Annotated in this window: 11 protein-coding genes; 10 read left to right on the forward strand and 1 reads right to left on the reverse strand. The window is 35.3% G+C overall.

Annotation, left to right across the window (positions count from 1 at the left end; genetic code table 11):
* The first annotated feature begins 21 nt into the window (after positions 1–21).
* From LEP1GSC194_RS07400 to LEP1GSC194_RS07425, 6 genes are all read left to right on the forward strand, one after another.
* Positions 22–1794, forward strand: a complete 1773-nt coding sequence (locus LEP1GSC194_RS07400; protein ID WP_020773017.1) for an ATP-dependent nuclease — start codon at positions 22–24, stop codon at positions 1792–1794.
* 228 nt (positions 1795–2022) lie between these two features.
* Entirely contained in the window at positions 2023–3291 is a 1269-nt protein-coding gene (locus LEP1GSC194_RS07405) for an OmpH family outer membrane protein (protein ID WP_020773018.1), read from the forward strand.
* A gap of 304 nt (positions 3292–3595) precedes the next feature.
* Positions 3596–3811: a hypothetical protein gene (locus LEP1GSC194_RS07410; RefSeq protein ID WP_036041717.1), complete on the forward strand. Its 216-nt coding sequence runs from the start codon at positions 3596–3598 to the stop codon at positions 3809–3811.
* The gene (locus LEP1GSC194_RS07415; protein ID WP_036041719.1) at positions 3811–4194 is read left to right on the forward strand and encodes a PIN domain-containing protein; all 384 of its coding nucleotides are present in this window, start codon (positions 3811–3813) and stop codon (positions 4192–4194) included. The genes LEP1GSC194_RS07410 and LEP1GSC194_RS07415 overlap by 1 nt, the downstream gene beginning before the upstream one ends.
* A gap of 407 nt (positions 4195–4601) precedes the next feature.
* The gene (locus LEP1GSC194_RS07420) at positions 4602–5585 is read left to right on the forward strand and encodes an AAA family ATPase (RefSeq protein WP_020773019.1); all 984 of its coding nucleotides are present in this window, start codon (positions 4602–4604) and stop codon (positions 5583–5585) included.
* Positions 5586–5588: 3 nt separating this feature from the next.
* Complete coding sequence (locus LEP1GSC194_RS07425; protein ID WP_231384458.1) at positions 5589–8111, forward strand: S8 family peptidase; 2523 nt, start codon at positions 5589–5591, stop codon at positions 8109–8111.
* Positions 8112–8332: 221 nt separating this feature from the next.
* Here the strand turns inward: LEP1GSC194_RS07425 and LEP1GSC194_RS21960 are convergent, their stop codons facing one another.
* A complete protein-coding gene (locus LEP1GSC194_RS21960) occupies positions 8333–8677 on the reverse strand; it encodes a helix-turn-helix domain-containing protein (RefSeq protein ID WP_020773021.1) in 345 nt (114 codons plus the stop codon).
* A 68-nt stretch (positions 8678–8745) separates the two neighbouring features.
* Between LEP1GSC194_RS21960 and LEP1GSC194_RS07435 the strand changes: the two genes are divergently transcribed.
* From LEP1GSC194_RS07435 to LEP1GSC194_RS07450, 4 genes are all read left to right on the forward strand, one after another.
* The gene (locus LEP1GSC194_RS07435; RefSeq protein WP_036041724.1) at positions 8746–9168 is read left to right on the forward strand and encodes a transcriptional regulator; all 423 of its coding nucleotides are present in this window, start codon (positions 8746–8748) and stop codon (positions 9166–9168) included.
* A gap of 344 nt (positions 9169–9512) precedes the next feature.
* On the forward strand, positions 9513–9782 hold the full coding sequence (locus LEP1GSC194_RS07440) for a DUF6364 family protein (protein ID WP_017808213.1): 270 nt from the start codon (positions 9513–9515) through the stop codon (positions 9780–9782).
* Positions 9772–10194, forward strand: a complete 423-nt coding sequence (locus LEP1GSC194_RS07445; RefSeq protein WP_017808212.1) for a type II toxin-antitoxin system VapC family toxin — start codon at positions 9772–9774, stop codon at positions 10192–10194. Before LEP1GSC194_RS07440 ends, LEP1GSC194_RS07445 begins: the two co-directional genes overlap by 11 nt.
* Positions 10195–10419: 225 nt before the next feature.
* Complete coding sequence (locus tag LEP1GSC194_RS07450) at positions 10420–12192, forward strand: ATP-dependent nuclease (protein WP_020773017.1); 1773 nt, start codon at positions 10420–10422, stop codon at positions 12190–12192.
* The last annotated feature ends 118 nt before the right edge of the window (positions 12193–12310 follow it).

Raw genomic sequence — 12310 nt, forward strand, 5'->3', positions numbered from 1 at the left:
AAAGTATAGTATGGGGTAAAAATGAAATTAGCAAAAATGGAATTAACAAATATTAGATCATATGTTCAATTCGAACAAGATTTCCAAAAAACGAAAGTGATTATTGGTCAAAATGATCACGGAAAATCATCTATTCTAAAGATTTTAAACATTATATTTAACGAGATGACTGAAGATGGATTCGAATATGACTATTTACCTGAATCCCTTGCCGCTCAACTTTTACCAGTTACAAAGTCAAAGAAACAAAAAGATAAAAGAATAGCATTAAATCTACTCAACTCGAAAGGAAAAAGTGAAAATATTTACATAAATCTGAAATCCGACAATAAAGCATATATTTCTTCAGATATAAATGTTCGAGCACAGTCCGATTCCAAGGCAAAGCGTTTGTTTAAAGAAATGAAAGCAAAGAATAAATTTATATTAATACCTGCGATTAGAGATACGCAGTCATATTCATTTAGTGACCTCTTGGCAGAAACCATTAACGAATACGGACTTTCTGAAATGGTTCCATCAAAACAAGGGGGAACAACGAGTGCATATCGAACAATAGCGAAAATAAGAGAGGAGGTGACGAGAGATATCAAGAAATTAGTCGATGCAAAGTTATTCCCAGCTTTAAAAGAGAAATTAGGAATCCAAACTAATCATGATTTATCAATTATATTTGATGTTAATATCCATTCTATTGCAGAGTGGATAAAAGAAAATGTTAAACTTTCTTTTAAAATTGATGAAAAATCATTAATACCGCTTGGTGAAGCGGGAACGGGTATTCAATCTGCTGTATTATTAGCTCTTCAACAAATCAAAAACGAGGCAACTCGAAATCCGGATATTAACTATTATTTCGCAATCGAAGAGCCGGAAGCGTTTCTTCATCCTCAGAAACAACGAGAATTATATCAAAATATAAAAGACAAGGCTACGGAAAATCTCAATTATTTAATTACGACGCATAGTCCATACATTGTTTCTGATACAGATTTTACACATATTGGAGTCGTTAGAAAAGTAGGTCTTGAATCTAAACTTTTTGTTCCTCATATAGATGAACAAAAAAGGGAAGAGATATTAAACTATTTTAATAATGAAATAAATTCACTAATATACTTTGCAGATAAAGTTATATTTGTCGAGGGAGAAAGCGATCGTTTAGTTATTGAATCAATTTTAAAAAAGTATTTTAAAAATAAACATAGTAATATTAGTATTATTGTAACAGGCGGTAATAAAAATTTTGCTCCGTACATTAACTTAATCCGTAGCCATAAAGGGTTGTTAATTCCATTTTTAATTGTGACTGATTTTGATTCTTTACTATCTGAGAATGATCGACCGATTTTAAAAGGGATTGAAGACGCGGGTTTTACTGTATCTAATAGGAAAAAAATTTTTGATATCATCGATGTCGCTGTTAAATCCGGTAAAGAAGATGAACATCGAAAGACCTCAAATAATATTTCAAAGTCATTGAAAGACATCGGTATCAACGTTTTTATTTTTCCTGCGGACTTGGAATTCTCATTAGTGAATGATTCAAATTTAACACAAGTTGGAGAGCTTCTTAATAAATTGAAAATTCCAAATTCAAATGCGGATTATACAAGAGGATATGATTTAATGGCCATTAGAAGGAATATAGGGAGTAAAAATATTCCATTCTTACCAATGGATAAACCTCCATTTAAAAGACCTTACGTTCATAAAAAAATTGCCGAACTAACTGATTTAAATCGTCTTTCAGTTGAATTGAAGAACTTAATATCTGTAATTGACCAACTTTAGAAATTAGCTTTTAACGTCGCATAACTTCGTCTCCTCGCTTCGTTCGCGACTCACGGTCCCCGCTCGCGCTCACTACGGTCTTCGACACATTGCTTTGCCACTTCGGTTCGCGGGACGTTCGCTAAGGCTCACTCGAACCTCGTGCCAACCGCGTCGCGCTCAGGCGCTTGCGGCCGCAACGTCGAGGAGACTCTTTCGTTAGCCGAAATGGCATAAAAGGATCTTGATATGGAAATTAAAATTAAGATTAAAAAGACGGATTCTGAAAAAATCTTTAACACATTTAAAGACTTAATTATTCAGGCAGGTCAAAATACGTTTACGGAATTAACCGTAAACACCGATTTAATGTCATCAATACTTCATGTTCAGACATCATTGAGCGCTTTAGAAAATCATCCACAATACGGGTTTTTTATAGAGGAAATTCACAATAATACTTTAAAAATAAGAAGTCTTAGTTTACGTCTTGCATTAATTCGCAACAACCAAAATTCGATGTTTCCTATAGTAAACTTTTCTGAACAAATTGAAGAGTTGTATGATTTTATAACAATTTCATGGGATATTCAATTAGCTGCGCCGCAAATTAAAATTATTCAAAATGTAAAATCGATTATATTAAACAGTCTATCAGAATTTAAATCTGAAGAATACTTTAAACAATTTAATGACCCAATCATCAGCAATTATTTAAAGATTCAAGAATCGAAAGTAGGTGAGTTAGAAAGCACTTTAGAAAAGCAGATCAAAAATATCGGAGAACAATCAGCTAAATGGAACGAGTTGTCCATTGAATTTCAAAGGAATATTCAGGAAAAATATGAGAACGATCTTCGAAAATTAAATGAATCCTTTAAGGTTAAAGAACAGGATTTACAAAAAAAAGAAGAAGAATTTAATGAGCGGGTTAAGGAATTCGATATAAGGGAGCGAACAGCCGTTAGACGTGACTTGCTTACTCAAATTAAATTATTAATAAAAGAAAGAAAATCGATTATACTTTCGGATGAAACATCAAAGAAAAGAAATGTTATAAATTTTATTAGCTTAGGGATACTTGGTGTATCGGGGGTTTCTATATTATTTGTCTTGTTCAAATTTTATTTGGATTCTTCGTTAACAAACACTTTTCAGTTTCAGAATCTATACCCTTTATTGGGGTTGACACCATTATTTGTATCGCTCTTAATTTTTGTAATTCGCTGGTATTCCGCTTGGTATAAGGAACATGCCGATCTTGAAATTTCGAATATTAAATTTGGAGCAGATATATTAAGGGCTAGCTGGATTGCAGAAATGTATTTTGAGTTAAAAGAAGAAAAAGGTCTGGAACTTCCACAAGAAATACTACAAGCATTTACGAAGGATTTATTTGAGCCTATAGATACAGGTAAAAAATTAGTAACGCATCCTTACGAGGATATTCTGAAGAATATTTCGGAGCTAAAAAAAGTAAAACTTAGTAAAGGTAGCTTCGAAATCGAAAGAAATTGAATCCGTTGCCACTTCGGCTAACTTCGTCTCCTCGCTCCGTTCGGGATTGCTAATGCAACCCTCACTTCGGCTCCGCACATTGCTTTGCCACTTCGGTTCGCAAGCCGTTCGCTAAGGCTCACTCGAACCTTGTGCCAACCGCGTCGCGCTCAAGCGCTTGCGGCCGCAACGTCGAGGAGACTCTTTCGTTATGCGAAATGCCTGCTAAAATTAACTTTATAAGTGGCGATTAATCGATAAAAGAATTCGGAGAAATGATAAAAAAAGCTGGCAAAATACGAAATTATATCGTATCATAGATCGTATGAAAGTTACAGCTATATTGCCTGATGATTTGATAACGGAAGTTCAGAAATATTCTGGTGGAAAAAATATAACAGATTCATTACAGAAGGCGCTTTCTGAATGGTTAAAACAGGCAAAAATTAAGAAACTAAATCAGAAATTAGATAAATCACCGTTAATCTTTCAAAAGGGCTTTAGCAGTGAGAATATACGAAATCTAAATCGAGATAGATAATGGTATTAGTTGATACTTCGATTTGGATTGAGTTTTTCAAAAGAAATGAGCCTTATTTTAGTGAATTAAGAGATTTAATAGAATCTTCTGAAGTGATTGTACATGAAGTAATTTTTGGAGAACTTCTCCAAGGTTGCAAAAGTAAATCAGAAGTTTCATTTATTTTAGATTATTGGGAAAATTTAAATACTCTAACTTCAGAAAATAGCTTTCTTGAAGCTGGCAAACTCTCTTATGAGCAAAAATTGAAAGATAAGGGAGTTGGGTTAATTGATTCTGTAATAATTAATGAAGCAATAAAAAGAAATTTGAAACTTTGGACTTTGGACAAAAAAATATTAAAAGTCTTAAGCCCTGAAAAGATTTTTAATTCAAAACAATAGCAGGCACTTCGCATAACTTCGTCTCCTCGCTTCGTTCGGGATCGCTAATGCGACCCTCACTACGGTCTTCGACACATTTGCTTTGTCACTCGGTTTGCAAGACGTTCGTTAAGGCTCACTCAAACCTCGTGCCAATTCTTTCGCGCGTTTAGCGCGCTCCAGAACCGCAAACGTCGAGGAGACTCTTTCGTTGGGTGCAATGCCGCGCCCCTCATTTAAGACGCCAGCCGTCCTTGGCTGGCTAAATTTGACTCAATTGTCCTCTAAAATGGCTCAAAATCGGGATTCACGTGAACTATCATTTTGCTTTTTCGTGGTTTAGCCGAGAATAGAATCAGATTGAAATTATGTTAAGTAGGCTGAAAATGTCCTACAGTCGTTATAGAATTTCTTTTAGGAAATATGAAATGAACCAAGCGCTTTTAAAAAGGCTCTTTCGAACTATCCCTGTTCAATCAGATTCTGATTTATCGAAGATTGCTCAGGAAATAATTGCGGAAGAGCGCAAAAAGGGGCATATTAATCTTGCGGATTCATTATCTGCAATTTTGAAGAAAAGTAAAGAACGACGAATCGAAACTGCTGGCAAAGTTATCTCATTACACGATGTTCCAATTGATCGCAGATATAAAATTCCTTTAGTTACTCATGTTGAACGAGAAAATTTACGCCATCAAATGATCTTACCTCCGGCGACAGAGGAAAAATTACGTAGAATTGAAGAGGAATATGCGGGCAGAGAAAGACTTAAACACTTCGGTTTAAAACCCAGAAGAAAGATTCTTTTTTACGGTGCGCCTGGTTGTGGCAAGAGCATGAGTGCTGAAAGAATTGCCTGGAATCTTGGTTTGCCATTTCTTAAAGTTAAATTTGAGGCGATACTTTCTTCTTTTTTAGGTGAATCTGCAGGAAATATAAAAGCTATTTTCGATTCTGTTAAAAACTTTCCTTGCGTCCTTTTATTAGATGAATTTGATTTCATCGGGAAAACGAGAGCTAGTAAGAATGACGTAGGAGAGATGCATAGAGTTGTCAATATTCTATTACAATTAATGGAAGAATATGACGCTCCAGGGATTCTTGTTGCAACCACTAATTTAGAGGGAAGTTTAGATGAAGCATTGTTTCGTCGTTTTGACGATATCATCGAACTGCCTAAACCAGATGAAGCCCAAATACTTGAACTGTTTACTTCAGCTCTTTCCTCAATGGAAGTGAGTAAAAAAATAACATGGAAAAAAATTATCTCTGATTTACGAGGATACTCGCCGGCGATTATTGTTAAGATTGCTCAAGATTCCGCTAAGGAAGCAGTTTTAAAGAAAGAATTACCTGTATCTCAAAAACATATTTCTAGGGCAATAGCTGAAAATCCAAAAATTGATATATAACAAATGTCTGATTTTCCTCATTTAAAATTGCAAGCGGATCTTACCGGATTTTATCGTTCACCAAAAGTTAATGGCGGTAACGAACAAAATGAAAGGACAAAGAATAATTTACAAAATCGTTCTGAACATGGAGGAAAAATTTCAAAACGTATTTCGGATTTACAGAAATCATGGATTGAATTATTGAAAAGCCGAGAAGATTTAGGTCTTCCTCTTCTCCCAGACGCTATTCCGCTTTTTTTAGAAACTGATCCCGATAATTTTAATGTTGATAGTCTAAGAAGCTTTGGTATCGAAGTTCTTTCCGTCGAGGAAGACGGTTTAGTAATTGGGGCTTCAACAGATGGTTATGATTTTAAATCTTTAAAAGAAAAAATAGAAAAATTCCTTACTGAACAAGGTAAGTATAAGAATACTGCAGCAAAACTTTGGGATATCGAAACTGGAAATAAATGGCGTATCGATCAGATACTTTCTTCCGAACTTCAAGAAAAGTGGTCCGACATTGAGGATGATAGAGAATATATTGCTGATATATCAGTTTCGTGTAATGTATATATTCCTGAATTATTAACAAAGAACGATGAAATATCTGATAGGGAGTATGCGCAATATGTTGAGGGATGGAGAACTCGCAAAAGCGCTCTTGAAAAAGAAAGAGATGAGAAAGCTGTCGAACGTGAGAAACAATTAGAAGAATTTGTTATAGGTTATAAAGGAAAATACTTATCTAGTATAATTGATACATTCGATAGCTTTGGTGTCAGAATTCAGATATCCGGGAAGGGATTGAAGGATATAGTATTTAATTTTCCGTTTGTGTTTGAGGTGTCTGAATATGACCCGTATCTAATCGAATATGGGGCAGAAGAGGAGGGGGAAATTTCGGATCTTTCTTTTACGGAACCCAATGAGATTGCTCCTATCATATGTGTTATTGATAGCGGCATTCAAGAAGAGCATAAATATATTGCAAATGCCATTCGAAGAGATTTATCAAAATCATATATACCATATGACGATAGTATTTTTGATGATGTCGAAAATGGTGGCCATGGAACTAGAGTTACTGGAGCGATTCTTTTTGGTAATGCCATTCCTCGAAATGGAATCTATCAGCATTCTACATGGATAGCTAATGCAAGAGTTTTAGACTCCAATAACGGTATGCCATTTGATTTATATCCGCCAGAGTTAATTCGAAAAATAGTAAGCGACTATCATCATAATTGCAAAATTTATAATTTATCAATATCTTCAAAGCGATCTTGTCGCACAAGACATATGTCAGTTTGGGCTGCAACAATTGACTCATTATGTTGGGAAAAAGATACGTTATTTATTATCTCAACAGGAAATATACGAAGAACAGAGCGTAATCAGAATAATCCGGGAGTAAAGGAATTTGTTGCAAGGGGTAAGCATTACCCTGATTATTTTCAGGAGTCCTCGAACAGAATTGCAAACCCTGCACAAAGTGCCTTTTCGCTTTCTGTTGGTTCTATTTGTAATTCCCATTTCGAAGATCATCAATGGAAATCTTTTGGCCAGAAAGATTATCCGTCGGCTTTTACAAGACGAGGCCCTGGTTTATGGGGAATGATAAAGCCAGACGTTGTAGAATATGGCGGAGACTACGTTCATGAAAAGAATGCTTTGCCAAATATCGCTACTAGATTAGAGACAACACCCGAAACTATTCGGACTACGACAGATGCGCAAGGGGCAATTGGAAAGGATTCCGTGGGGACTTCTTTTTCGACTCCTAAGGTAACTCATATTGTTGCTCAAATTCTTGCGCGTTGGCCGAATGCTACTTCGCTATTTATTCGTTCATTGATTGCTCAAAGCGCAAGATGGCCTGCAATCAATGTAAACTTAAGTGAATATCAAAAATTAAGTTTAATGGGGTATGGCCTACCTTCTTTAGATCGGTCTTTAGATAATGCACCAAATCGAATTACCTTTGTTGCTGAGGGATTCATTAGGCCAAAACATGCTCATGTATATAAAGTGATGATTCCAGAGGAATTACGAAGTCCAGGAGATTCCTATTCTTATTTAATAGAAGTTAGTTTAACATATAAAGCGAGGGTGCGAAGAACACGACGTGGGACGAAATCGTATGTATCTTCATGGGTCGATTGGTTAAGTAGTAAGTTAGGGGAAAAAGATGAAGTTTTTAAAAGTAGGGCAGTACAATATGCAACTGACACAACGAATATTGCTGAAGATGATTCTGATGTTAGAACGATAAAATGGACTATTCGAGAGAGAAATAATTTAGGTAATATAAAAAACTTAAAAAGAAATGATAGCACTTTACAAAAAGACTGGGTGATTCTGCCATCTTACGATTTGCCAGAACATTTAAGCTTTGCTGTAGTTGGGTACGCTGGATGGGAACGAGACATCTTACTTGAAGAAGCGCCATATTGTCTTTTGATTAGTATAGAATGCTTAAACACTGAAATTGAAATTTATGAGAGAATAAAAATTCATAATCAAATTGAAATCGAAGTTTAATAATCAAAAGGTTCAAAAATATATTATAAGTCATATTTGCTTTGATCAATTTTAGTTTTAATGCTTGTCACTGTTCTTGCATTTGGGAAGTGCAAGAACAGCGCCACCCGAACGCGTTGCGATCGGGCCGCCAAAACTTATAGTTCATTCTCCCTTCTACCCCTCGTTAAAACTGCTTCGCAGATTTTACTCGGGCGAAACCCTTAGATTTCCTAAAACCATCATTTAGAAAATACGGAATAGAAATATTCAGGAGGCTTATTATAAAGTCTGAATAATATATAAAAGTCTTCGATCAATAATCGTCGTCGACCTGATTCCATCTGTGAAATGTAACTTTGATGTCTTCCGAGTTTCTTTGCAACTTGCGCTTGAGTTAAATTAGCTTCAATCCTAGCCGCTCTAAGCCGATCAAAGAAAACCTTTTGTTCTTCTTTAGAGATTTCCCCCGTAAAACTCGCCTTAACTTGATCAGAGGATGGATTTTGGGCACGGAAAGGCCACCAGAAGCGTCTTTTTCTGCTTTCCGAATGCGGATATGATAGAGATATTAATTTTGCGCCCATAAAGTGCTAATACCATTAATACTCTATAAACGTATTAATGTCAATGATATTTTAATAAAGTATTTTCAATGACAGCAAAAAAAGCAGTGAATTTATTAGGTAAAAAGGTGCAAGCTTTGATTGAAGCCAAAGGCGACAGTCAGAAAGAAGCCGCCGTAAAATTGAAACTTACACCTACCGGATTGAATGGAATTGTTCAAGGACGAGTTGAATCTGCTTCGCATTCTTTTTTATCGATCCTCAAAGAAGAGTATAAACCAGATTTTAATTGGCTTTTAAACGACTCGGTTCCTGTTCTTCCAATCAAATACCTTTCTCCGGAAGAGGAAGATAAATTGGTTTCTAAAGCAGATCAGGATAAAGTATTACTTAGCCAAATTAAAACTACAAAAGGTTTAAGAGAAATTATTCAGAACCTTTTAAAGTTTTCTAATCAAGAAAGAAAAGTAGTCGGCGATATGATCGCTGAGTTTTCTAAAAATAAAAATTAAAAGCGCTATTACTAATCGTCTCCGCCGTCCTTGGCGTCGCCGATTAGGATTCGGGGCGTCGGCACAGCAGATAACTAAAAATTGTCGCGGCGCTTCGGGTTCGCTTCGCGCCCCTTGCTTGGGCTTCGCCACATTCGCTTTGTCACTCGGCTTGCGAGACGCGACTAAGGTCGCTCAAGCCTCGCGCCAATTCTTCCGCGCGTTTAGCGCGCTTCAGAACCGCGAACGTCGACAATCACTTGTCGTTAGACGACAGCGTCGAAAATGATCGCGAAATTCAAAATTTCAGAGAAAAAATCTTGAAATACGTATAGAATATTATATACTATACGTAGGATTATTTCATGACTACTAAATTAACTTTGTCTATTGAAAAGACCGTTATTGAGAAAGCTAAAAAATATGCGCAGAAAAGACATAAAAGCTTATCTAATATTATTGAAGATTACTTAGCTGAATTAACAAAAGAATCTGAGCGTGGACAAAAAGTAGAAATAAAGGCCCAGGATTTAGCTCCAATAACAAAAAGTCTGGCTGGACTTTTAAAAAACAAAGAATACGTAGATATTAAAGAGGATAAAGTTGACTATTTGAGAAAAAAGCATGGCCTCTAAAAAGAAAGTATTCTTAGATTCAGATGTCATAATTGATTTTTTGTATAGCCGACCTGAAGGTTTTGAATATTCAGCTCAAGTATTTAATTTGATCGAATTAGGTAAAATACAAGGTTATATTTCATCATTAATTATATGGAATATTTTCTATTTATTGAAGAAATTTCTTGGACATAAAGAAGCTTTAAATAAAGTAAAGTCACTTCGGATTTTAATCAACATATTAAGTGTTGATGATAAGATTATCGATTTGGCACTCGATTCAGATATCAAAGACTTTGAGGATTCAATACAATATCATGTCGCAAAAAGAGAAGGGATTGGCATCTTTCTGACTAGAAATAAAAAGGATTATCCTAAACATGATCTTTCAATTTTAAACTGTGAGGAATTTATAAAATCTCTTCGGTAATTTGTATCGACGCCATCGCCTAACTGCGGCTTCTCGCGGCGCTTCGAGATTGCTCCGCAACTCTCGCTTGGCCTCCGGCACATTCGCTTTGTCACTCGGTTCGCGGGACGTTCGCTAAGGCTCACTCGAACCTTGTGCCAACTCCTTCGCGCGTAAGCGCTCGGAGACGCAACGTCGAGGAGACTATTTCGTTATGCGACATTAAAAGTATAGTATGGGGTAAAAATGAAATTAGCAAAAATGGAATTAACAAATATTAGATCATATGTTCAATTCGAACAAGATTTCCAAAAAACGAAAGTGATTATTGGTCAAAATGATCACGGAAAATCATCTATTCTAAAGATTTTAAACATTATATTTAACGAGATGACTGAAGATGGATTCGAATATGACTATTTACCTGAATCCCTTGCCGCTCAACTTTTACCAGTTACAAAGTCAAAGAAACAAAAAGATAAAAGAATAGCATTAAATCTACTCAACTCGAAAGGAAAAAGTGAAAATATTTACATAAATCTGAAATCCGACAATAAAGCATATATTTCTTCAGATATAAATGTTCGAGCACAGTCCGATTCCAAGGCAAAGCGTTTGTTTAAAGAAATGAAAGCAAAGAATAAATTTATATTAATACCTGCGATTAGAGATACGCAGTCATATTCATTTAGTGACCTCTTGGCAGAAACCATTAACGAATACGGACTTTCTGAAATGGTTCCATCAAAACAAGGGGGAACAACGAGTGCATATCGAACAATAGCGAAAATAAGAGAGGAGGTGACGAGAGATATCAAGAAATTAGTCGATGCAAAGTTATTCCCAGCTTTAAAAGAGAAATTAGGAATCCAAACTAATCATGATTTATCAATTATATTTGATGTTAATATCCATTCTATTGCAGAGTGGATAAAAGAAAATGTTAAACTTTCTTTTAAAATTGATGAAAAATCATTAATACCGCTTGGTGAAGCGGGAACGGGTATTCAATCTGCTGTATTATTAGCTCTTCAACAAATCAAAAACGAGGCAACTCGAAATCCGGATATTAACTATTATTTCGCAATCGAAGAGCCGGAAGCGTTTCTTCATCCTCAGAAACAACGAGAATTATATCAAAATATAAAAGACAAGGCTACGGAAAATCTCAATTATTTAATTACGACGCATAGTCCATACATTGTTTCTGATACAGATTTTACACATATTGGAGTCGTTAGAAAAGTAGGTCTTGAATCTAAACTTTTTGTTCCTCATATAGATGAACAAAAAAGGGAAGAGATATTAAACTATTTTAATAATGAAATAAATTCACTAATATACTTTGCAGATAAAGTTATATTTGTCGAGGGAGAAAGCGATCGTTTAGTTATTGAATCAATTTTAAAAAAGTATTTTAAAAATAAACATAGTAATATTAGTATTATTGTAACAGGCGGTAATAAAAATTTTGCTCCGTACATTAACTTAATCCGTAGCCATAAAGGGTTGTTAATTCCATTTTTAATTGTGACTGATTTTGATTCTTTACTATCTGAGAATGATCGACCGATTTTAAAAGGGATTGAAGACGCGGGTTTTACTGTATCTAATAGGAAAAAAATTTTTGATATCATCGATGTCGCTGTTAAATCCGGTAAAGAAGATGAACATCGAAAGACCTCAAATAATATTTCAAAGTCATTGAAAGACATCGGTATCAACGTTTTTATTTTTCCTGCGGACTTGGAATTCTCATTAGTGAATGATTCAAATTTAACACAAGTTGGAGAGCTTCTTAATAAATTGAAAATTCCAAATTCAAATGCGGATTATACAAGAGGATATGATTTAATGGCCATTAGAAGGAATATAGGGAGTAAAAATATTCCATTCTTACCAATGGATAAACCTCCATTTAAAAGACCTTACGTTCATAAAAAAATTGCCGAACTAACTGATTTAAATCGTCTTTCAGTTGAATTGAAGAACTTAATATCTGTAATTGACCAACTTTAGAAATTAGCTTTTAACGTCGCATAACTTCGTCTCCTCGCTTCGTTCGCGACTCACGGTCCCCGCTCGCGCTCACTACGGTCTTCGACACATTGCTTTGCCACTTCGGTTCGCGGGACGT

It is taken from the genome of Leptospira alstonii serovar Sichuan str. 79601 (assembly GCF_000347175.1).
GTDB lineage: Bacteria > Spirochaetota > Leptospiria > Leptospirales > Leptospiraceae > Leptospira > Leptospira alstonii.

Coding starts and splice junctions, on each gene's coding strand:
- LEP1GSC194_RS07435 (WP_036041724.1), top strand. CDS start 8,746: ATGACAGCAAAAAAAGCAGTGAATTTATTAGGTAAAAAGGTGCAAGCT.
- LEP1GSC194_RS07445 (WP_017808212.1), top strand. CDS start 9,772: ATGGCCTCTAAAAAGAAAGTATTCTTAGATTCAGATGTCATAATTGAT.
- LEP1GSC194_RS07415 (WP_036041719.1), top strand. CDS start 3,811: ATGGTATTAGTTGATACTTCGATTTGGATTGAGTTTTTCAAAAGAAAT.
- LEP1GSC194_RS07405 (WP_020773018.1), top strand. CDS start 2,023: ATGGAAATTAAAATTAAGATTAAAAAGACGGATTCTGAAAAAATCTTT.
- LEP1GSC194_RS07400 (WP_020773017.1), top strand. CDS start 22: ATGAAATTAGCAAAAATGGAATTAACAAATATTAGATCATATGTTCAA.
- LEP1GSC194_RS07420 (WP_020773019.1), top strand. CDS start 4,602: ATGAACCAAGCGCTTTTAAAAAGGCTCTTTCGAACTATCCCTGTTCAA.
- LEP1GSC194_RS07440 (WP_017808213.1), top strand. CDS start 9,513: ATGACTACTAAATTAACTTTGTCTATTGAAAAGACCGTTATTGAGAAA.
- LEP1GSC194_RS21960 (WP_020773021.1), bottom strand. CDS start 8,677: ATGGGCGCAAAATTAATATCTCTATCATATCCGCATTCGGAAAGCAGA.
- LEP1GSC194_RS07410 (WP_036041717.1), top strand. CDS start 3,596: ATGAAAGTTACAGCTATATTGCCTGATGATTTGATAACGGAAGTTCAG.
- LEP1GSC194_RS07425 (WP_231384458.1), top strand. CDS start 5,589: ATGTCTGATTTTCCTCATTTAAAATTGCAAGCGGATCTTACCGGATTT.
- LEP1GSC194_RS07450 (WP_020773017.1), top strand. CDS start 10,420: ATGAAATTAGCAAAAATGGAATTAACAAATATTAGATCATATGTTCAA.